The following is a 21990-nucleotide window of genomic DNA, read 5'->3' on the forward strand; positions in this document are numbered from 1 at the left end:
AAGCCCCCCTCAAGATGAGATATCCCATAACGTCAAGTTAGTAAGACCCCTTGAAGACGACGAGGTAGATAGGGCAGGGGTGGAAGTGCAGTAATGCATGGAGCTGACTGTTACTAATAGGTCGAGGGCATAACCAAAGCAAGGGCACTTAGTGAAGACAAGCAAAGCGTAGGCTTAGTTTAGTACGATGCTTGTTCGATGGAGCTTATGCTTCTTGAACTGCTAATGTTCAAGAAGATAGCGAGGTTCTGTCGAGTTTAGTAAATCGAACTTCATTAAAGCGCAAAGCACGGTGATAGGAACTAGTGATGTAATTCTTTGTATGCAGTTTTGAAGGTATATATAAATAGTGGGATGAGAGAAGAACAGTATCCGAAAGGGTACTGTTTTTTTACATTAAAGAAAAGTAAGAAAATTCAGGGTACTTTAAAAATACGCTTGTCTGTGCAAGTCTATGAAATATCTCACATACAATGTGGTTGATCTTGTTGAGGTTCTGTTGAGTAATATTGTTATTTTAAATATATTGATACAGTTGCAAATAAAGAGAGAGCTGTTGTGATTGAAAAAGAACAGACAAAATGTTATCATGCGAGTATAACAATGAAAAACTATAATGAGGAATTAAAATGATACAGATACAGAACGAAAAAAGAAAATCAATTGCGGTGGTGGCGCTTGACCCCATGGCGGGTGCCTCTTATAAACAAGAGATAGAGAATCTGTTTGGAGAGTATGCAGAAGTCAGGGGATACAGTGTGAGGGATGGTTCGGCTACAGGAAAACTTCCATGTGCAGATCTTTTTGTAATATCCACGGATGCTTATGGTTCAGCGGAGGAGGTAGCCAGACATGTGCCGATAGACAGTGAGGTTATGTCTGTAGAAGTGACCTTTCATTTGGAAACACTGGAAAAGCTCTGGAAGCTTCCGAAGGATAAAAACGTGTTGTTTGTAAATCTTACTGAGGTTATGGCAAGGGAAGCGATTGCGCAGTTAAATGCACTGGGAGTTAATCACCTGCATTTTATTCCTTATCGTCAGGGGATGCCGCTGACAGAGGATGTTGATATCATTGTGACTCCGGCAGAAGGGCGGTATGTACCACAGACAGATAAGCCAGTAATTGACATCGGACAGAGACCTTGCTCCTATAGTATGATGATTGAAATTGCTTTGCGGCTAGGTCTGGAACATCTGCTGGAAACAGAGTCGTTTTTGGATTATGAAAAATCAGTCGTATCTAAGCATTATAGTTTTGATAAAATGTTTAGTATAGCCCGAAGACAGGAAAGTCAGTTTCACATTTTGATGGAAATACTCAATGAAGGTCTTGTGGGAGTTAATGAATCAGGAGAAATCTTTGCGTGTAATAAAAAGGCATGCCAGATTGCCAGGGTGTCGGAAAAGCTTGTGATAGGAAAACGTGGGGAAGATGTATTTCCTTATATTTCATTTTATAAAGCGTTAAAGGAAAAAATAGAAATACCAGAAAAAATTACGAAGCTGTATAGCAATAATATTTCTATCGCAGTGATACCGGTTCTTAGGAAGGGAGAATGTATTGGTGCCTTTGCGACATTACAGTATTTTAATGAACAGGAGCAGAGACAGAATGAGCTGCGCAGCCAGCTTCTCAAAAAAGGGCATTATGCTAAGTACAGCTTTGATGATGTAATCGGAGATTCACCTGTTATCTGTCGGACGAAGGAAATGTTGAAGCGCATGGCGGCAACAGAGAGTCCGATCTTAATTGTCGGTGAAACAGGTACGGGAAAGGAACTGATGGCACATTCTGTTCATCGGGCATCTGCACGGGCAGAAGGTCCGTTTATAGCTATTAATGTGGCGGCAATGCCGGAAAACCTTCTGGAAAGTGAGTTGTTTGGTTATGCGGACGGGGCATTTACCGGAGCAAGAAAAGGAGGTAAGCCGGGACTTTTTGAATTTGCTCATCAGGGAACCTTGTTTCTGGATGAAGTGGAGGGAATGAGCGCTTCCATGCAGGTGAAGCTTTTGCGTGTGTTACAGGAGCGAGAGGTTATGCGCGTAGGAGGGAGCAATATTGTAAAGGTAGATGTACGGGTTGTGGCAGCTACCAATGAGTTTTTGGAAGAGAAGGTAGAAACGGGCAGCTTTCGGAGGGATCTATATTACCGTTTGAATGCCTTGACTGTGGTGTTGCCTCCGCTTAGAGAACGGGATGAAGATATTTTTATGCTTTTAGATCATTTTAGAAATGAGATCGGCGGGAATTTTGAGCTTGCGGAAGAAACGAAAAGATTCTTGCTGGCATATTCATGGCCGGGAAATATCCGGGAATTGCATAATGCAGCAGAATATTTTAATTATATAGGCAAGCCGGTGATAGAGGTACAGGATTTACCGCCTACAATGACAAAAAAGCTTTCCCGGCATACCTTCACAGATGATTTGGTGATTTTAACGCATACGAAGCAGGGCTCTCTGCAAGAGTTCATTATGGAACAGATATTTCTTGCAGAACAGAATGGCGGCAGCATTGGCAGGGAGGCTCTTTTGCAGGCAGCAAAGCAAAAAGGATTTCATGTATCGCAAAAAAAGATAAGAGACCTTCTTTCAAAAATGACAGAAGACGGTCTTATTATAAGAGGACGCGGAAGAGGCGGGAACAGATTGACACCGAGAGGTCTGAAGCAGTACAGCAGCTGAAAGGGAAAGTTGCTGTACTTTTTTGTGTAAGAAACCAAAAATGACCAATAAGATCATTAAAACGCAGATAATAACCAGATAGTGACCAATAAAATGAATTTTCTTAAGAGAATAGAGATAGAATGCATAATACAAATTAAAATTGATTAGTAGCAATAAAATATTTAACACGATTTTTAGTGCAAAAAACGTATTAAAATCATTTTTGTGTAAAAAATTAGAAATAAATTCCTGTTTATGCGGAAGTTGGCACGATAATTGCACTATATATAAGTAAAAGCCGCAAGAAACGGTAAAAAGAAGAGAAAGGAAGGTACTTATATATGAAGTACAATTTTGACGAGGTAATTGACCGCAGCAGTAACCGTTCATCCAAATATGATGAGTGTGTGAAAAAGTTCGGTACGCAAGATGTAATACCTCTGTGGGTGGCGGATATGGATTTCCGTACAGCACAGCCAATCATTGATGCATGTGTAGAAAAAGCGCAGGAGGGGATTTGGGGTTATACATCCAGACCAGATAGTTATTTTGAGGCAGTACAGGAATGGGAGAAGAAAAGAAATAATTGGGATACAGATACGGCGCTTATGAGCTGGAGCCTTGGTGTTGTACCGGCAATGTCATCTTTGATCAAGATTTTCAGTAAAACCGGAGACAAGATTATGATCCAGACTCCGGTATATTCAGAATTTTATGATATTACTGAGGCATGGGACCGGGTTGTTGTAGAAAACCAGCTTGTGGAAAAGGACGGAAACTGGGAAATTGATTTTGAAGATTTTGAGGAAAAGGTAAAAGAATGTAAGATATTCCTTCTGTGTAATCCTCATAATCCGTTGGGAATTGTATGGAAACCGGAAGAGTTAAGAAGGATGGCAGAAATTTGTATTGCAAATGATGTGCTGCTGGTTTCCGATGAGATTCATTCCGATTTGATATTTCATGGAAAGACACACACACCGACAGCAACTTTGTCGAAGGAAATAGCAGAAAGGATAATTACTTGTGTGTCTGTGACAAAGACATTTAACTTGGCGGGATTACAGGCGTCTACAACCATTTTCCCGAATATGGAGATGAAAAAAGCGTTTGATAAGTTCTGGGGCAATATGGATGTTCATAGAAACAACGCATTCAGTTCTGTAGCTATGGAAGCTGCTTACAGAGAGGGCGAGGAGTGGCTGGAACAGCTTTTGGAATATGTTTCCGGTAACTTTGACTTTATTAAAGAATATTGTGAGAAAAATATTCCTAAGATTAAGCCAAACCTGCCGGATGCTACATATCTGGTATGGCTGGACTGCCGCAAGTTGGGAATGGATAATGAGGAGCTTCGCCGTTTTATGATTCAAGACGCCAAGATCGGACTGAATGAGGGATATACTTTCGGACGCAGTTTATGTGGATTTATGAGATTGAATGCAGCTTGCCCGCGTTCTGTTCTTGAAAAGGCATTAAAACAGTTAGAAGATGCGGTGAATGCTTTGAACTAAAGAAACGTTAAGAGTAAAATATACAAAAAGGAAAAGAGATATATTGGAGGAGAAACAATGGATAAGAAAAAAATTTGGGAAAGCTATAAATTTCCGTTGCTTCTATTGGCAGGCATTTTGGCTGGCTCGGCAATCGGCTTGATTTTTGGAGAGAAAGCAACAGTTTTGGCGCCATTGGGAGATATTTTTATTAACCTGATGTTTACCATTGTAGTACCTATGGTATTTGTTTCCATTACAAGTGCAGTCGGAAGTATGCTGAATATGAAGCGTTTGGGGAAAATTCTGGGAAGCATGGTTCTTGTATTTATCGTAACGGGATTTATTGCGGCCATTCTGGTTTTAGTAGTCGTAAATATCTGGCCTCCGGCTGCAAATACTTCAATTACGATGCAGAGTGCAGAAATGGAAGAAGCTGCAAGTGTCAGCTCAATGATTGTAAATACTCTTACAGTAGATGATTTTGACGGACTTCTTAGCCGCCAGAATATGCTCCCGTTGATTGTATTCTCGATTATGGCAGGTGTTGCGGTATCTGCCTGCGGAGGAGAAGACAGCTCGGTAGGACGTCTGCTTACCAATATGAATGCGGTTATAATGAAGATTGTTTCTATGATCATGAAACTGGCTCCAATCGGACTCGGTGCATATTTTGCAAATCTTGTAGGAGAATTTGGACCTCAGCTTATCGGAGATTACGGACGGGCTATGTTGATCTACTATCCTCTGTGTATTGTATACGGGGTTGTATTCTTCCCGCTGTATGCCTATTTTGCTGGGGGGAAAGAGGGCGTAAAGAGAATGGTGAAAAATATTCTCAATCCTGCAGTAACGGCTTTTGCAACGCAGAGTTCTGTAGCAACGCTTCCTACAAATGTGGAGGCATGCGGCAAAATCGGTGTACCAAGTGACATTAGTAATATTGTACTTCCGATGGGAGCTACCATGCACATGGATGGTTCCGTGCTTTCCAGTATTACAAAGATTGCATTTTTGTTTGGTGTATTCCAGATGCCTTATACAGGTGTGGGTACATATGCAATGTCCATTGTAGTAGCAGTTATGAGCGCTTTCGTTTTGTCCGGCGCTCCGGGAGGCGGTCTTGTAGGAGAAATGTTGATTGTCAGCCTGTTTGGATTTCCAGGAGAAGCATTTCCACTGATTGCAACATTGGGTTTCCTTGCAGACCCGATGGCTACCTGCCTGAATTCTTCCGGTGATACGATTGCTTCGATGGTTGTAACCCGTCTGGTAGAAGGAAAGAACTGGCTTGCTGCGAAGCGGTAAGAGTATTGTCTTAAGCAGTTCTTTGTGAAATGAAAGAAATTAAAAAAAATAAATAATATAGAGAACAAAAAATATGATAGAATAAGAATAAAGAAAGTGAGAAAATAATTATGAAAATTACAGTAATTGGAAGTCATCTTTGCCCGGATACATTGTATGCACTGAATAAGCTGTCAGCAGCAGGAATTGAAGTTAGTTTTAAAGATATTTTGTCCTGTCACGCAGATCTTATGTCATATCTTTTGCTGAGAGATAACAGCGAGGTTTATGCTGAGATTCGCGGAAACGAGCGTCTTGGAGTGCCATGCTTCGTTTTGGAGGATGGCACGGTGACGCTGGATATCAATGAAATATTGAAATAGAAAGTTAATATTTTTTGCGGCGGTTGTCTATATCAGAGGTGTTCTGTTCTTTGATAATAACGCCGATGCAGGCGGAAACATTTGGTATATGGAAAAGTATAGTATGATTTCGGAGGGCATAAAAGGTGAATATACTGACCAATTTGATAAAAGAGGATATGAAGCCGGCGCTGGGAGTCACAGAGCCGGGGGCAATTGCTTTTGCTGTTGCAACGGCAGGAAGTCATATAAAAGGACCTGTTGAAAAGGTGATTCTCCGTCTGAATAGTGGGATATTTAAAAATGCATTTACTTGTGGGATCCCCGGAGTCAGTGAGGTAGGAAACTACTATGCGGCAGCTCTGGGGGCTGTTGGGGCAGATGCTGAAAAAGGTCTGGAATGTCTGGATGGAATTACAGAAGAACAGAAGGAAGCGGCGCGGGGCATGGTGGAGGCGGGAAAAATCACTGTTGAGATGAGTGAAATCACCAGCCGTATTTACATAAAGGCAATTGTGTTCGGAAAGAATTCACAGACTGCTGCGGTAACTATTCGTGATGCTCATACAAATATTGTTGAAATTATAGAAAACAGTCAGACAGTATATGAAAAGAAGCAGGAAAAAGAACAACGGGAGACAGATGGAGACTGTCTGATCCACCGTTATACTTTTGCACAAATATATGAATATGCATTAAGTGTACCAGCGGCAGAGTTAGACTTTATAAAAGAAGCCTTTTCGATGAATGAGGAGCTTCTGATGGAGGGGCTTTCCAGTGATAAAACGACATATGGTCCTTACCTGTTGGATGCAAACGGCGGAAACCTGGTTTCCGAAGATGAGAGGAAGACAGCGTCTCTTTTCTGCAATGGTGCTATTGAGGCAAGAGTGCTTGGACTTTCCAAACCGGCTATGAGTATTACAGGATCGGGAGCTCATGGTATTATTGCAACCATGCCTCTTTATGCAGCATATAAGGTGAAGGGGTACACAGAGGAAAATCTGCTGCGGGCAACGGCATTAAGTTATTTGGTCTGTATGTATATCAAGGAATATTCGGGGAAGTTATCTGCGTTCTGTGGATGTGCGATTGCTGCCGGAACAGGAATGGCATGTGGACTGGCATTTCTGCGGGGAGGAGATTTGGAAGTACTGGAAAAAGTAATCAACAACATGGCAAGCAGTATTACAGGAATGATCTGTGACGGCGGAAACCAGGGATGCACGATGAAAGGTATTGTAGCGGTGGATGCAGCTTATGCGGCAGTGGATATGGCAGTCAGAGATGTGTATATATATAATGTTCACGGAATCAACGGAAAAACACCGGAAGAGACGATGAAAAATATGGGATTGATTGCTTCACCCGGTATGGCAGGTACGGAAAAAACAATTGTAGAAATTCTGGAAGGAAAAAAATAAAGAGAGAAGAAGGGGTATGAAAAGATGAATCAGACAAATAAAAGATATCAGACATATTTGCAGATCTTGAGGGAAGAGCTTGTGCCGGCTATGGGATGTACGGAACCGATCGCGATTGCATATGCAGCTGCAAAAGGAAGAGAGGTTCTTGGAAGTATTCCTGACTGTGTGGAGATCGGTGTCAGCGATAATATTATCAAGAATGTAAAAAGTGTTATTGTGCCGAATACAGGAGGACTAAAGGGAATCGAGGCGGCAGCAGTGGCTGGTATTGTAGGCGGCAGGGCAGATATGCTTCTGGAGGTGATCTCTCAGGTGACTCCAGAACAGAAAGAAGAAATGAAAACATTTCTGGAGAAAGTGCCTGTCAGGGTGAAGGCGGTCGATAACGGTATGATTTTTGATATTATCATTCAGTTATATTGTGGGAACGAGTCTGCGAAAGTACGCATTTGCCAGTATCATACGAATATTGTCTGTGTAGAAAAAAACGGTGAAATATTGTATGATGCAGATGTACCAGAGAACTCCGAAGATAAAGCAAATGCAGAAATCGGACTGGCAGATAAGACACTGTTAAATATAAAAGATATTATTGAATTTGCGGATACTTGTGAGATTGAAGATGTGAAAGCGGTTTTGGATACACAGATTCAGTATAATACACTCATTGCAGAAGAGGGTCTGATCGGGGATTACGGCGCAAATATTGGTTCAACTTTTCTAAAATTTTACGGGCATGATGTGAGAAACCGCGCCATTGCCAAGGCGGCAGCAGGGTCTGATGCAAGAATGAGCGGCTGTGAAATGCCGGTTGTTATTAATTCAGGAAGCGGAAATCAGGGCATTACGGTTTCAGTTCCGGTAATAGAATATGCTAAAGAACTGTTCGTTTCCAAAGAAAAGCTGTATCGTGCACTGGTTGTCTCCAATCTTATCGCCGTCCATGAAAAGACAGGAATCGGAAGGCTTTCAGCATACTGCGGGGCTGTCAGCGCAGGATGTGCGGCAGGCTGCGGGATCGCATACCTGCAAGGCGGTGGATATAATGAGATAGCACATACACTTGTCAATGCGCTGGCGATTGTTTCAGGAATTATCTGTGATGGTGCCAAGCCTTCTTGTGCAGCGAAGATTGCATCCAGTGTAGAGGCTGGAATTCTGGGGTACCATATGTATAAGAACAATCAGGAATTCAAGGGCGGAGACGGTATTGTTAATACCGGTGTGGAAGCGACCATCAGAAATATCGGACGTCTCGGCAGAGACGGGATGAGACAGACCGATAAAGAAATTGTAAAGATTATGATGGATGAAGAATAAAATATAAGGAATCCTATTTCTGTTCGATGCAAAATTTATACATTGTTAAAATTGCATTAACCACAAAAATAGGATTCCTTATAAACTATTCCAGTACTTCCGATACTGTAACTAAAATGGTATCTCCGGCTTGCTTTCCTATTTTACTGCGGATATCTTTGCGTACTCCAATGATATAGCAGACAGAACCGTCTGCATTTTTCACTCCCATATTCACTATACTTCCAGAATATGGTTCACCGTCAAAGGTTACATTTACTTTCACTCTGCCTTTCCCAAACTCTTTCCTTATATCATACGGAAAACGAATATATGCGCCTCCTTTATCTGGGACAGCCTCTATCACTGCTCGAAATTCATAAGTTTTTCTGTTCACTGTCAATGTATCTCCTTTTTCAAATGATTACACTTGTAACAGTTCAGATCAGGACTTTGCACTGGCTGCAAAGTCTGTGAAATAACGTATAGGTAGAGAAGCATCAAGCCACCACGAAGTGGTTTTGCATGGCTTGATGCCTGTAACAGGAAGCCGAAGGCTGAACTGTTATTCACACTTGTTACTGATCACAGTCGAAATGCGCGTAAACTGCGCATTATTTTTATGATTCACATTATACTATATTTTAAACATAATTGTATCCTTTTTGTTAAAATTTATTTTATTTTAGAAATATCGCGATGTTTTTTTGTGCCATTTGCTGATTATCGACACTTTTTCGACACTTTAATTAGTATAATTCAACATAAATAATAAATAATACTAAATTATAGGAGGTGCAACTATGAAGAAAAAAGTGCTGTCTGGATTAATGTGTGGATTTATGGCTGCTATCATGCTTATGGGCTGCGGAAATTCAGGAAATGAGACAAAGGAAGCAGCAGACACAGGGGACAAGAGCGGTGATGGAATTGAAAATGCGAAGATTGCATTGGTCCTTCCCGGAAGTATTGACGATCAGAGCTGGAATGCATCCAATTATGCGGGAGCAAAAGCTGTTGAGGAAGAGTATGGTGTGAAAGTTGACGTTATCGAATCTTGTGCGGTGGAAGATTTTGATGCAACATTTACAGAATATGGTGAAAAAGGATATGATCTGGTTATTTCGGCGGGAAGTCAGTTTGACCAGTCAATTGCAAATATTGCCCCAAATTATCCGGATACTATTTATACGGCAATTAACGGGGTAATTTCCGAATCGGAAAATATGTGCCCGGTTTATCCTAAGGAATACGAAGCGAGTTACCTTGCCGGAATTATTGCAGGTTATGCTACGGAGAACGGCAAATTTGCTACTATGGGCGGTGCAGACAGCGCATCTATGAATAAATGTCTTGACTGTTATGACGCGGCTGCTGTTAAGACTGCAAAAGAGAGAGGTATTGAAGGGGCGGAGGCTGCCAGGGCTTACATTAATAGTTGGACAGATATTGCACTGACTAAATCAACTACGGACCAGATGATTGATAATGGAGCAGATGTGGTGCACTGTTATTCTAATGAAGGTCAGTCAGGTGCGGTTCAGTCAAGTCAGGATAAAGGGGCAAAGTTTGTTGCATTTGCAGGAAATAAAAATGGTGAAGCTGATTGCGTAATTGCATCAGCATATGCAGATTTAACAAAGTTATATCCATGGGCTGTGAATGCGTTATTAATAGAAGGTGTCAGAGGATATACAGAAGCCGGGATTTCGGAAGGGGTTATCAGTATAGAGATGACAGATCAGGTATCCGACGAATGTAAAGCAGCAGTGGAGGCAGCAAGTAAAGAGATAGCAGACGGAACAATTAAGTGCGAAGAATTCTTTTCAGAAAAAGCAAAGTAAATGAAAGACTCACTTTGCAGCATAAGGAGGGCAAATATGAGTGTAAACAGCGTACCGGCTGTAGAGTTAAGACACATTACGAAACGTTTTGCCAAAGTTCTTGCAAATGATGATGTTTCTTTCACTATAAATAAAGGAGAGGTTGTAGCTCTTTTGGGTGAAAACGGTGCCGGTAAAAGTACGATAATGAAAATTCTATATGGATTGTATCATGCTACAAGTGGGGAAATCTTGATTGAAGGGAAGCCGACAAAAATCGATTCCTCTAAAGATGCAGTGAATTTGGGGATATCTATGATTCAACAGCATTTCTCCCTTGTACCGCCGCACACTGTGACAGAAAATATTATTCTGGGTACTTGTAAGGGAATCATAGACTACGGAACAAAAGAAAAAGAAATACAGGAACTTGCTGACAGATATGATTTTAATGTATCTGCAACAGACTATATTCGGGATCTTCCTGTAGGTGCGCAACAAAAAGTAGAGATTCTTAAGGCACTGTACTTAAATGCAAAAATTTTGATAATGGATGAGCCAACGGCAGTCCTGACACCTCAGGAATCGGTAACTCTTATGAAATTTGTGAGGGATTATGCAGAAAAAGGAAATTCAGTTGTATTTATTACTCATAAAATGAAAGAAGTTATGGAGGTATCAGACCGCATTATAGTTATGCGGAATGGACGTGTATCAGGCTGCCTCGAAAAAGCAGATACAGATGAAAGAGAGTTGGCAAGAATTATGGTAGGATGTGATCTGGAAGAGGTGAGATCACACCATACCAGCGATCAACGACCGAAGAAAGAACGTCTGATCGTGGAAAACCTGAGCGTAGAATATAAGAATGAAGTTCCTCTATTATCCAATATTAACTTTGCAATTCATGAAGGTGAGATTTTCGGTGTGGCTGGTGTGTCAGGGAACGGGCAGCAAGAGCTTTGTGAAGCAATTTATGGATATTTGAAACCTACAAAAGGAAAAGTGATACTGGATGACGAGGAAATTACGACCCTTGATGTGCGCAGCCATATTGCAAGAGGGATCGGATATCTGGCATCAGACCGCCACAGATATAGTATGATCGGCGATATGTCTTTGTCGGAGAATATGTTGCTGAAAGCTAGTTATTTAGATAAATGGGTTCACAAAGGGGTGATAGACCGAAAAAAATTAGATGATTATACAAAAGATGCAATAAAACAATATAAAATCAAGGCGCCGGATCACGCTATAACAATAGGGAGTTTGTCTGGAGGAAATCAGCAAAAAGTAGTCGTTGCCAGAGAGGTTGATATGGGTGAAAATCTCATTATAATTGATCAGCCGACAAGAGGTCTGGATATAGGTGCAATTAATTATGTACATAAGACTATTTTAAATGAAAAGCAAAAGGGAAAAAGTATTTTGCTTGTTTCTACAGAATTATCAGAGATATTTGCATTGTCAGACCGCATAGCAGTGATCTATAAGGGAAAGATGATGGGAATATACAAAAATGGAGAACTAACAACTGATGAAATTGGACTGCTGATGGCGGGATATGAGATTGATTCAGCTAAAACAGGAGGTGAGGACACTGAAAAAGAATAGAGATGTTTATGATTTCATTATTTGGACTGTTTTAGCAATTGCAGTGGGACTGGTATTAAGTTTTTCTTTCCTTCCGATGTTTGGAATCAGTTCAATAGACGCAATGAAGATCATGATTACAGAGATATTTTCAAGTAGTTACTCAATGGGAAACATACTTGTAAAAACTGCTCCGCTTATTCTTACCGGCCTTGCCTTTGCATTTACATATAAAGCAAAACTTTTTAATATTGGAATACAGGGTCAATTTTATGTGGGCTGTATTACTGCGGCAGCGATTTCTCTGAAAATGCAGGGACATGCTCCGGGATTGGTTGTCATTATACTGGCAGCATTGGGAAGTGTTGCGGGAGGTGCATTTGTTGGTTTTATGATTGGTTTTTTTAAAGCAAAATTTGGAGCCAATGAATTTTTGGTAAGTATGATGTCTACCTATGTTTTTACCTACTTGAATTTGTTTTTAATGCGTACTGTATTACAAGAATCAAATCATAACTATATTAAAACAGACTATTTAGACAAGTCCGTATGGTTACCACAGTTGATTCCGGGAACGGCTGTATCTTGGGGCATTGTATTTTCAATATTGGTCGCAGTACTTGTATGGTTTGTTCTATATAAAACATCATTAGGATACCGGATCCGTATGACAGGTCTTAATAAGGAAGCTGCCGGTATGGCAGGGATTAAACCAGAAAGGCAGTTTATGATTTCCTTTGCAATTTCAGGTGCAATTGCCGGATTTGCAGGGTGGATCGAAGTGAATGGTATGCAGCATATGATGTTGCCGGATTTTGATGCAGAGATTGGCTCTTTTGGAGTAGGAATTGCGATTCTTGCAAACTCACATCCTATCGGAATCCTTTTTGCGGCATTGTTGTTTGGCTTTTTACAAGTAGGCGGTACGGCTTTAGGACATGCTTCTGGAGCCCCGCCAAGTGTAATTGAGTTGATGCAGGGATTTGTTATGTTGTTTGTTCTTATGTCTTTCTTTTTCCGCAGGAAAATTGAGATAAACCGGTTAAAGAAGCTGAAGTCAGAAAATGAGGAGGTGGCTTGAGGATGGATGTTGTTATCAGTTTGATTTTTAGAGCAATATTTATGAGTACACCTTTGATCTTAGGTGCGGTAGGTGAAATCATTGCCGAGCGTACGGGAATGATGGTTACTGCTATTGAAGGTATTTTTTTGTCTGGTGCATGGGGCGGATTTATCGGTGTTTATCTGACCGGGAGTTATACAGTGGGGTTTTTGACCGCAATGTTATGCGGGCTGGCAGTTGCAATGCTGTATGGTCTTACGACAGTTTACATGGATCAGCACCAGATTGTTATGGGAACAGCAATTACTATTTTAATGACGGGATTTTGCAAGTTCTTTTTCAGGGCTATTTTCGGGACACCTACAACACCGCTTAAAATAGAACCTCTGAGAGTTATTAAAATTCCGGTGTTATCAGATATTCCGATTGTCGGTCCAATACTTTTCTCCCAAAATATTATTTCTTATATGACGTATGTTTTGGTATTTGCAGCAGGATTCATTATATTTAAAACATCTTTAGGTCTGACATTAAGATCGTGCGGAGAGAATCCGGAAGCAGCAGATGTGGCTGGTATTAATGTAAGGCGGGTGAGATTCTGGTCGGTAGCCGTAGCCGGAGGTCTTGGCGGAATTGCAGGCGCTTATTACTGTATTTGTAATGCAGGAATGTACTCTGCAGAAATTATATCTGGAAGAGGATGGATAGCTTTTGGCATTTGCTTCTTAGGAAACTGGAGACCATTCAGCGGTTTATTATTTGCTGTTGCATTTGGGATATCGGATGCGCTGGGGATATTTGCTAAGACATCGCAGATTGGATTTTTGCCCACAGAGTTTTTTAACGCTTTACCATATATTTTAATTATTGTATTGACTATATGCCGTAAGAACTTGAAAATGCCAGCTAATCTAGGAACAAATTATGTAAAAGAAAACTAAAAAGTTAATGGAAGCAGAAAGAAAGAGGGTATATTATGAAGTTATTACTGATTAATCCAAATACTTCTGATGGTTTTACTTCAATTGCACAAAAAGCGGCTGATGTATATAAAAATAAAGATACAATTGTAAAAGCAGTATCGTCATCTTGCGGACCCTTAACATTAGAGGGATACTTTGATGAGATCATTTCGTCTGTCGGAGTGTTAGAAATTGTTCAGCGGGAAAAGGAAAACTATGATGGATTTATAGTTGCATGCTTCAGTAATCATTTTTCCATTTATGCAGCACGGCAGATTACAGAGAAACCAGTTGTCGGTATATTTGAACCGCCAATGCTGCTGGCAAAACAATTAGGGGCAAAGTTTAGTATTGTGACGCCGTCTCCAAGATGGAAACCGCTGTTAGAAGAGGGATTAGAAGCAGTGGGAATGAAGCAGTCGTGTGCAAGTATCAGGGTAATCGGTTTAGATGTAGAAGAATTAGAATGCCTGCAACAGGAGAAACTTGAAACATATCTGTTAGAGGAGGCAAAAAAGGCGGTGAAAGAGGATGGCGCAGAGGTTATTGTCCTGGGGTGCTGCGGGTTAGCAGGGTTTGATATGAGATTGCGTGAAAAACTGAATATTCCTGTATTTGACCCAGTTGCATCGGCTGTTAAAGTGTTAGAAGATCTGGTGGATCTGAAAATGTCTACAAGCCGGATAATGAGTTATAGTCCAGTAATCCCTCAAGAATATAAAAATGTTCCAGAGGTATTTCACCCTTTGTATGAGGGGAGCGATTCTACTCAAAGGTAAGTTGTTATGAAAAAAAATAGGCAGTCTGAAGAATTTTGGTAACAGTTCAGTATAGGAGTTTGCACTTGTTGCAAACTCCGTAAAAACATGTGCTGAAGAAATAGAATCCGCCCTTTCACCGTAGGTGGATTTAAAATAGGGCGGATTCAGTTGCTATGCATACGACAAAAACGTCCAGTGGACGTTTTTTAGTGACTATGAAACCGGAAGGCTGAATAGTAACAAATTTTTTTAGCTAATTCTAGGATTGCCTATTTGAAATTGTGAAATATGGTATAATAGATTTTATTTACTGACTTTAAAAAGAGGGATGAATATGCGTACAAACAATACGATTTTGGATTTGTATGCGATTATTGTAATTATTATATTACTGACATCGTGTATTTTACAGCAAAGGCGAAATAAGCAGATTAACATATACTTGATCGGATGGATGATCGCACATATGCTGATGCTGTGCTGCGATGTTGTGCGCTGGAGCCTTCGCGGTAAAATAGACGGTGTGTTTCTTTTTACAGTGATGTTTATCTGTGAATATGTAATGGCATATATTTGTATGGGTTTTTTTCACTATTATTTTATTGATTATATGAAGGAAAATGTTGAAATTAATACAAAGCTGCGTCTTATCGTATGGCCGATTATTATTGTAATGTCTCTATTGTGGGCATTTTCTTGTAAAAACAGACTTTTTTATGTTATCACATATAATGCAGTAAATGTAGCAAATGATGGATATTACCTGAGTCAGTGCCCCGCAATGCTACTTATTATGTTTGATATGTTTTTGGTGTTTCATTATCGAAACCAGCTTGGGTGGCGGACGGTTGTAACGATGTGGCTGTATATGGTGTTTCCGCTGCTGGCATTTCCTATGCAGTATGCATGGGATGCAGAGGTATTGTTTATCGGAATGCTATTATCATTGTTAACACGGTATGTATGTATTAGTTCAGAACAGAACAGACTTCTTGCGGAAAGCCGCATTGCGATTACTATGAGTCAGATCCAGCCTCACTTTCTATATAATGCATTAGGGTCTATCAGTGCATTGTGTGATATAGATCCAATACATGCGAGAGATGCAACAGATCATTTTGCAGAGTATCTCCGAATGAATCTGGAGTCGATGAAGCATATATCCCCTATCTCGTTTCAGACAGAATTGAACCACATAAAGACTTATATATGGCTGGAAAAAATGCGTTTTGGGGACAAACTGCAAGTGGTATTTGATATTCGGACAGAAAAATTTCAGATTCCCGCTTTATCTGTACAGCCAATAGTGGAAAATGCTGTTAAACATGGAATTTGCATAAAAGAGGATGGCGGGATCGTTAAGATACTGACGAGGGAATCAAAAAAAGAATATATTATAGAAGTCAGTGATAATGGAATAGGCTTTGAACTGTCCGAGATCAGCGAATACCATGATGGTAAGCTTCATGTAGGGATTAAAAATGTTACGGAACGGCTGGAAGTGATGGTGAGGGGATCTTTAACAATACAAAGTGAAAAAGGATTAGGAACGATCGTAATTATACGAATTCCTAAGCAGACGCATATGACGACATTAAAAAACAGACAGATTCCATAGATATGTAACAGACTTGAAGAGGGAAAGCGAGGAGAGCATATGGAAATCGTTGCAGTAGATGATGAAGTATTAATGTTGGAAAAGATGAAAAGGGTCATTGAAGAGGCGGAACCGGAATCAAAACTGCATGTATTTGAAAGATCCAAAGAAGTTCTGGAATTTGCAAAAACTCATAAAGTGGATGTATTCTTTTTAGATGTTAGTATGCCGGGAATGGACGGGGTAACACTGGCAAAAAAGATAAAATTGATACAGCCCAGGGCAAATATTATATTTTCTACAGGATATTCTGAATATATGCCAGATGCATTCTTATTGAATGCAAGTGGTTACCTTCTAAAGCCGATCACGGTAAAACAGGTGAGAGAACAATTAGATATTCTTCGTTTCCCTGTTGAAACTCATGTGACAGAAAGCCTGAGATTGCAATGTTTTGGAAATTTTGAAGCCTTTTTAGGTGAACATCCGATACATTTCCGGCATAGTAAAACAAAAGAAATCCTTGCATATTTGACATTTCGCAGAGGTGCAATGTGTACAAATAATGAAATTATGGCTGCAATATGGGAAGATGAGTCACATGAATCATATTTCCGTGATTTACGCAAAGATCTTCTTAGTACGTTGGAGAAACACGGATGTGGGGATACGATCGAGACAAGCTGGGGAAAGATGGCTTTAAATTTAAACAAGGTGGAATGTGATTATTACCAGTGGCTTAGCGGAGTTGCCAGTGGTATTAATGCATATCATGGCGAATTTATGGGGCAGTATTCATGGGCGGAATTCGTGAATGCTTCTTTACAGGAAAGGATATAAATATAGAGTTAAGGGATAAAATAAAGCGTGTAAGTTTTCTTTTCGATAACTTTTACACGCTTTATTTTATTTTCTTTTAATGGTGCATTTAGAACATATATGAAACACTGAAATAAGATGTTTCTTGATGCATTATATGTTATACTTTCAGTAGATTGTAGAGAAATAGAGTGGAGGTTTTGAATGAGCGAACAGAAAAAAAGACAGACAACATTAGATTTTCGCCATCAGTTAAAAGGCGCAATCCTAGATGCAGTTGATGAGGGCTTGATCCCAAGAGATCCGACAAGAAAGGCAATTATTAAAGGAAAAGCGCTAGATCAGAAATTTCAATACATGGATTGCGGCATACCCATGCATCATTATTCCTGTTTGCAGGAGTTTCTATTGCTAGCGTTGCCCGAAGATTGGGACATGCGAGCATGACGACTACACAAAAGACCTATCTGCATATCATACAGGAACTTGAAAATAAAGATGTGGATTTGGTAATGAGAACATTGTCGGGATTATAAAAATTAAAGTATAATAGAAATTCTTACGCTGTTACGCTTCGCATGATAAAGTATAAAATGTTAATGGAATATCTCATAAAAAAGTGATATAATAAGTTGCATAATATGCGGTCTAAGCAGACAAGCATGCAATTTACAGGGCTGCATGAGTATGGTGTGCCTGCTGAATGGCACCGGAGGGAAGGGCAAATGAAAGATAACAATATACGTTTGAAAGGTCAGCTTAAGATTTATATGTATTGGCCGGTTATTATGACCGGACTGTTGATCGCTATGAACATCTGGATGTATCATGTAAGCCGCAAAGCAGGAATCGTTATGAGTGTTTTTATTATCATATATGCGGTGATGGCGGGAGGACTATATTTTTATAACCGTTCGATGATTCTGGCAGATATGATACAATTTTCAACGCAGTACAAGGGACTTCAGAACGTGCTGCTTCAGGGATTGTCTGTACCGTATGCCATTTTGCTGGAAGATGGGCAGATTCTTTGGAAGAATGAACGATTTACGGAAATATTTGCAGAGCAGAGAAGGGAACACTACGTATATAAGTTGATTCCTGAGTTGGGTCAGAAAGTTCTGCCACGCGGTGATATCGATCATGTGGAACTGGAAGTAGGATATCAGGGACGGGATTATCAGGCGATTTTAAAGAAGGTTTCTGTAGCAGATTTTCATGACAAAGAGGAAATTGTACGGATGCCGCAAGGCAAGGAATATTTTATTACTCTCTATTTAAACGATGTCACAGAGCTGAATTCTTACATCAGGGAAAATGAAGACCAGCGGCTGATTGCGGGATTGATTTACATTGATAACTATGATGAGGTCATGGAGAGTGTTGAGGAAGTCAGGCAGTCACTTCTTGTGGCCTTGATCGACCGGAAGATTAATAAATATATTAGCGATGAAGATGGAATTGTCAAAAAACTGGAAAAGGACAAGTATTTTATTGTTATTAAGAAGGAAAGCTACCGTAAGTTTGAGGAGAATAGGTTTTCTTTGCTGGAAGAGGTAAAACAGGTCAATATTGGAAATGCATGCTCTGCGTCGCTTAGTATTGGTCTTGGTCTGAATACGTCTACTTATGCGCAGAGCTATAACTATGCCCGTGTAGCGATCGACCTTGCATTGGCCCGGGGCGGCGATCAGGCGGTGGCAAAGGACAGCCATGGAATTACATATTTCGGAGGCAAGAAGGAGCAGACATCTAAAAATACGCGTGTTAAAGCGCGTGTTAAGGCAGAAGCACTGAGGGAGTTTATCGCAGGTAAGGATCAGGTGATCGTTATGGGTCACCGGCTTGCCGATGCAGACAGTCTGGGGGCCTGCATGGGGATTTACCGTGCGGTAAAAGCGCTTGATAAGCGTGCTCATGTGGTAATGAATGAGAATGTAAATTCCATTCGTCCGCTATATGATGAGATTCTTGCAAATTCATCTTATGAAAAAGATTTGTTTCTTTCTTCGGAAGAAGCTCTGGAACGGTTCAATAATGAGAACACAATGTTAGTTGTTGTAGATACGAGCAAGCCGCAGATGACAGAGTGTCCGGAGCTTTTGAAACGCGCGAAGATGATCGCAGTGCTGGATCATCACCGTCAGAGCAGTTCAGGAATTGAAAATGCAGTTCTTTCTTATATCGAGCCGTATTCTTCTTCCACCTGTGAAATGGTTGCGGAGATTTTGCAGTATATCGTAGAAGATATCCGTGTTCCAAGTGTAGAGGCAGACTGTCTGTATGCGGGAATTATGATTGATACAAGAAACTTTATGAATCGGACAGGCGTACGTACATTTGAAGCAGCAGCGTTTCTCCGCAGGTGCGGTGCGGACATTACCCGTGTGCGGAAGATGTTTCGTGATGATATGGAGTCTTACCGGGCAAAGGCAGCGGCAGTGCGTTTGGCAGAAGTATACCGTGAAGAATATGCGATTGCGGAATGTCCGAGTGATATAGATAGTCCGACAGTGCTCGGGGCGCAGACGGCAAATGAACTTCTGGATATCAGTGGAATTAAAGCGTCATTTGTACTGACTGTCTATGAGGGGAGAATTTATCTGAGTGCCCGTTCTATTGATGAGGTAAATGTACAGATTATTGCTGAGAGGCTGGGCGGCGGCGGTCATATCAATGCGGCCGGGGCGCAGTTTGACCATACAGACGTGGAACAGGTTGTTGAAATGCTGAAAAATACAATTGATCAGATGATTGAAGATGGAGATATTTAAGCATAAAAGCAGAATGATTAAAAGATGTTTTATAAAAAGGAGATTATAGATTATGAAAGTGATATTATTGCAAGATGTAAAGTCCCTCGGAAAAAAGGGTGAGATTGTCAATGTAAACGATGGATATGCAAGGAATTTTATTTTGCCGAAGAAGCTTGGAGCAGAAGCAAACAGCAAGAATTTAAACGATTTGAAGCTTCAGAAGGATAACGAAGCAAAGATTGCAAAGGAACATTTGGAAGCGGCAAAGTCGTTGGGGGAACAGTTGAAAGCCGGGCAGGTGGAACTGTCGATTAAAGTTGGAGAGGGCGGTAAGACATTCGGCTCTGTATCCAGTAAAGAGATTGCAACAGCGGTCAGGGAACAGATGAATCTGGAAATTGACAAGAAGAAAATACAGTTAAAAGAAGCAATCAAGACACTGGGAACACATGATGTTCCAGTGAAGCTTCACCCAGAAGTGACAGCAGAGCTGAAGGTTGTTGTAAAAGAAGAAGTATAAGAACAATATCATGATGCAGGATTGTGGGAGTGCAAAGCACGGAACAATCTGTAGGCATCATAGTTGGGGGCTTTTGACCCCAACACAATATCATGTGAGGATATAAGGGGACGGCTTAATGGATGAAGCAGTAATAAAGCGGATTATGCCGCATAGCACGGAGGCGGAGCGTGCTGTTATCGGCGCCATATTGATGAACAAGGAAGCGGCGGTGACAACGTCTGAGATGATTACAGGGGAGGACTTTTATCAGGCTGCATATGGTATTGTTTTTGATGCGATGGTCGAACTGTTTCATATGGGACGGCCGATTGATTTGATTACTCTCCAGGAACATTTGAAATCAAAGAATGTACCCCCTGAAATCAGTAGTCTGGAATTTATCAAAGATTTGATTGCTGAGATGGGGGTAGAGACTTCGGCAAATGTAAAATATTATGCGCAAATCGTACAAGAGAAGTCTACGCTTCGCAGGCTGATTAAGATTAACGAAGAGATTGCGAATACTTGTTATCAGGAAAATCAACCGTTGGAAGAGATTCTGGAAAGAACAGAAAAACAAGTATTTGAACTGATTGAGCATGGAAATTCTCAGGAATATGTGCCGATCAGGCAGGTTGTACTCAATGCGCTGGATGTGATCGAACGGGCATCTAAGACAAAAGGAACTGTAACAGGTATCCCTACTGGATTTATTGATTTGGATTATAAGTTGTCGGGACTACAGCGCTCTGATTTGATTTTGATCGCGGCAAGACCGTCTATGGGTAAGACAGCATTTGTTTTAAATATTGCACAGCATGTTGCGTTTCGTCAGAATCTGGCGGTGGCGATTTTCAGCTTAGAGATGTCGAAGGAACAATTGGTGAACAGATTGTTTTCGCTGGAATCTCATGTGGATGCACAGGTTCTGAGAACAGGTAATTTAAAAGATACCGATTGGGAAAAACTGATCGAAGGTGCGGGAACGATTGGAAAGTCCCGTATGATCATTGACGATACATCCGGTATTTCTATAGCAGAAATGCGCTCCAAATGCCGGAAATATAAACTGGAACTGGGACTGGATCTGATCATCATTGACTATTTACAGTTGATGAGCGGAAGCGGTGGAAGAGGCAATGAAAGCCGTCAGCAGGAAATTTCGGAGATATCCCGTTCTTTGAAGGGACTGGCAAGAGAACTGAATGTACCTGTTATAGCACTTTCTCAGTTGAGCCGTGCGGTAGAATCCAGAACGGATAAGCGTCCGATGCTTTCTGACTTGCGTGAGTCAGGGGCTATTGAGCAGGATGCGGATGTATGTATGTTTATTTATCGCGAGGATTATTATATTCCAGATACAGAAGACAAAAATATTGCGGAGATTATTATCGCCAAGCAGAGAAATGGTCCGATCGGAACGGTGCGGCTGGCGTGGATGCCGCAGTACACCAGATTCGGAAACGAACTACGGGAACAGAATCAGGAATAAGGAAGACATTAAGAAAATGCAATGGAGAGAAGGATGCTGCTTTGTAATTAGCTGTTTAGTTACAAAGCAGCATCTTTTTCTG

General features: G+C 40.8%; 17 protein-coding genes, 1 rRNA gene and 1 pseudogene. 18 read left to right on the forward strand and 1 reads right to left on the reverse strand.

What is annotated here, in order from left to right:
- From NFS18_RS06965 to NFS18_RS06995, 7 genes are all read left to right on the forward strand, one after another.
- Window positions 1-137, forward strand: a 23S ribosomal RNA gene (locus NFS18_RS06965); the annotation flags it as partial.
- Window positions 138-629: 492 nt separating this feature from the next.
- Complete coding sequence (locus NFS18_RS06970; protein WP_251389352.1) at window positions 630-2690, forward strand: sigma-54 interaction domain-containing protein; 2061 nt, start codon at window positions 630-632, stop codon at window positions 2688-2690.
- Between the two features lie 323 nt (window positions 2691-3013).
- Window positions 3014-4186 carry a MalY/PatB family protein gene (locus NFS18_RS06975; protein WP_251389354.1) on the forward strand — a complete coding sequence of 391 codons (1173 nt, stop codon included), beginning with the start codon at window positions 3014-3016 and terminating at the stop codon, window positions 4184-4186.
- Window positions 4187-4243: 57 nt separating this feature from the next.
- Entirely contained in the window at window positions 4244-5473 is a 1230-nt protein-coding gene (locus tag NFS18_RS06980) for a dicarboxylate/amino acid:cation symporter (RefSeq protein ID WP_251389356.1), read from the forward strand.
- A 110-nt stretch (window positions 5474-5583) separates the two neighbouring features.
- A complete protein-coding gene (locus tag NFS18_RS06985; RefSeq protein WP_251389358.1) occupies window positions 5584-5835 on the forward strand; it encodes a glutaredoxin in 252 nt (83 codons plus the stop codon).
- 125 nt (window positions 5836-5960) lie between these two features.
- Window positions 5961-7238, forward strand: a complete 1278-nt coding sequence (locus NFS18_RS06990) for an L-cysteine desulfidase family protein (protein WP_251389360.1) — start codon at window positions 5961-5963, stop codon at window positions 7236-7238.
- A gap of 24 nt (window positions 7239-7262) precedes the next feature.
- Window positions 7263-8561: an L-cysteine desulfidase family protein gene (locus NFS18_RS06995; protein ID WP_251389362.1), complete on the forward strand. Its 1299-nt coding sequence runs from the start codon at window positions 7263-7265 to the stop codon at window positions 8559-8561.
- A gap of 85 nt (window positions 8562-8646) precedes the next feature.
- Here NFS18_RS06995 and NFS18_RS07000 read toward each other — a convergent pair whose 3' ends face one another.
- Window positions 8647-8937 carry a DUF1905 domain-containing protein gene (locus tag NFS18_RS07000; RefSeq protein WP_251389364.1) on the reverse strand — a complete coding sequence of 97 codons (291 nt, stop codon included), beginning with the start codon at window positions 8935-8937 and terminating at the stop codon, window positions 8647-8649.
- Window positions 8938-9343: 406 nt separating this feature from the next.
- Here NFS18_RS07000 and NFS18_RS07005 point away from each other — a divergent pair, with 406 nt between their 5' ends.
- From NFS18_RS07005 to dnaB, 11 genes and pseudogenes are all read left to right on the forward strand, one after another.
- Window positions 9344-10384: a BMP family protein gene (locus NFS18_RS07005; RefSeq protein ID WP_251389366.1), complete on the forward strand. Its 1041-nt coding sequence runs from the start codon at window positions 9344-9346 to the stop codon at window positions 10382-10384.
- Window positions 10385-10420: 36 nt separating this feature from the next.
- Window positions 10421-11977 (forward strand): ABC transporter ATP-binding protein, encoded by a 1557-nt coding sequence (locus tag NFS18_RS07010; protein WP_251389368.1) that lies wholly within the window; start codon window positions 10421-10423, stop codon window positions 11975-11977.
- A complete protein-coding gene (locus tag NFS18_RS07015) occupies window positions 11928-13037 on the forward strand; it encodes an ABC transporter permease (protein ID WP_251389370.1) in 1110 nt (369 codons plus the stop codon). Before NFS18_RS07010 ends, NFS18_RS07015 begins: the two co-directional genes overlap by 50 nt.
- Before the next feature lie 2 nt (window positions 13038-13039).
- Window positions 13040-13960, forward strand: a complete 921-nt coding sequence (locus NFS18_RS07020; protein WP_251389372.1) for an ABC transporter permease — start codon at window positions 13040-13042, stop codon at window positions 13958-13960.
- Between the two features lie 35 nt (window positions 13961-13995).
- The gene (locus NFS18_RS07025; protein WP_251389374.1) at window positions 13996-14760 is read left to right on the forward strand and encodes an aspartate/glutamate racemase family protein; all 765 of its coding nucleotides are present in this window, start codon (window positions 13996-13998) and stop codon (window positions 14758-14760) included.
- 316 nt (window positions 14761-15076) lie between these two features.
- The gene (locus tag NFS18_RS07030) at window positions 15077-16360 is read left to right on the forward strand and encodes a sensor histidine kinase (RefSeq protein ID WP_251389376.1); all 1284 of its coding nucleotides are present in this window, start codon (window positions 15077-15079) and stop codon (window positions 16358-16360) included.
- A 39-nt stretch (window positions 16361-16399) separates the two neighbouring features.
- Window positions 16400-17179 carry a response regulator gene (locus tag NFS18_RS07035; protein WP_251389378.1) on the forward strand — a complete coding sequence of 260 codons (780 nt, stop codon included), beginning with the start codon at window positions 16400-16402 and terminating at the stop codon, window positions 17177-17179.
- A 183-nt stretch (window positions 17180-17362) separates the two neighbouring features.
- A pseudogene (locus tag NFS18_RS07040) lies at window positions 17363-17694 on the forward strand (tyrosine-type recombinase/integrase).
- 189 nt (window positions 17695-17883) lie between these two features.
- Window positions 17884-19932, forward strand: a complete 2049-nt coding sequence (locus NFS18_RS07045) for a DHH family phosphoesterase (RefSeq protein ID WP_251389380.1) — start codon at window positions 17884-17886, stop codon at window positions 19930-19932.
- Window positions 19933-19984: 52 nt separating this feature from the next.
- A complete protein-coding gene (gene rplI / locus NFS18_RS07050; protein ID WP_251389382.1) occupies window positions 19985-20434 on the forward strand; it encodes a 50S ribosomal protein L9 in 450 nt (149 codons plus the stop codon).
- 118 nt (window positions 20435-20552) lie between these two features.
- Entirely contained in the window at window positions 20553-21908 is a 1356-nt protein-coding gene (dnaB, locus tag NFS18_RS07055) for a replicative DNA helicase (RefSeq protein WP_251389384.1), read from the forward strand.
- The last annotated feature ends 82 nt before the right edge of the window (window positions 21909-21990 follow it).

The sequence above is a fragment of the Mediterraneibacter agrestimuris genome (genome assembly GCF_943193195.1).
In the GTDB taxonomy this organism is placed as follows: Bacteria; Bacillota; Clostridia; order Lachnospirales; family Lachnospiraceae; genus Schaedlerella; species Schaedlerella agrestimuris.

What these genes read in the sequence shown, in the direction of transcription:
- NFS18_RS06970 (WP_251389352.1), top strand. Translation starts at nt 630, where the DNA reads ATGATACAGATACAGAACGAAAAAAGAAAATCAATTGCGGTGGTGGCG.
- NFS18_RS06975 (WP_251389354.1), top strand. Translation starts at nt 3,014, where the DNA reads ATGAAGTACAATTTTGACGAGGTAATTGACCGCAGCAGTAACCGTTCA.
- NFS18_RS06980 (WP_251389356.1), top strand. Translation starts at nt 4,244, where the DNA reads ATGGATAAGAAAAAAATTTGGGAAAGCTATAAATTTCCGTTGCTTCTA.
- NFS18_RS06985 (WP_251389358.1), top strand. Translation starts at nt 5,584, where the DNA reads ATGAAAATTACAGTAATTGGAAGTCATCTTTGCCCGGATACATTGTAT.
- NFS18_RS06995 (WP_251389362.1), top strand. Translation starts at nt 7,263, where the DNA reads ATGAATCAGACAAATAAAAGATATCAGACATATTTGCAGATCTTGAGG.
- NFS18_RS07005 (WP_251389366.1), top strand. Translation starts at nt 9,344, where the DNA reads ATGAAGAAAAAAGTGCTGTCTGGATTAATGTGTGGATTTATGGCTGCT.
- NFS18_RS07010 (WP_251389368.1), top strand. Translation starts at nt 10,421, where the DNA reads ATGAGTGTAAACAGCGTACCGGCTGTAGAGTTAAGACACATTACGAAA.
- NFS18_RS07015 (WP_251389370.1), top strand. Translation starts at nt 11,928, where the DNA reads ATGAGATTGATTCAGCTAAAACAGGAGGTGAGGACACTGAAAAAGAAT.
- NFS18_RS07020 (WP_251389372.1), top strand. Translation starts at nt 13,040, where the DNA reads ATGGATGTTGTTATCAGTTTGATTTTTAGAGCAATATTTATGAGTACA.
- NFS18_RS07025 (WP_251389374.1), top strand. Translation starts at nt 13,996, where the DNA reads ATGAAGTTATTACTGATTAATCCAAATACTTCTGATGGTTTTACTTCA.
- NFS18_RS07030 (WP_251389376.1), top strand. Translation starts at nt 15,077, where the DNA reads ATGCGTACAAACAATACGATTTTGGATTTGTATGCGATTATTGTAATT.
- NFS18_RS07035 (WP_251389378.1), top strand. Translation starts at nt 16,400, where the DNA reads ATGGAAATCGTTGCAGTAGATGATGAAGTATTAATGTTGGAAAAGATG.
- NFS18_RS07045 (WP_251389380.1), top strand. Translation starts at nt 17,884, where the DNA reads ATGAAAGATAACAATATACGTTTGAAAGGTCAGCTTAAGATTTATATG.
- rplI (WP_251389382.1), top strand. Translation starts at nt 19,985, where the DNA reads ATGAAAGTGATATTATTGCAAGATGTAAAGTCCCTCGGAAAAAAGGGT.
- dnaB (WP_251389384.1), top strand. Translation starts at nt 20,553, where the DNA reads ATGGATGAAGCAGTAATAAAGCGGATTATGCCGCATAGCACGGAGGCG.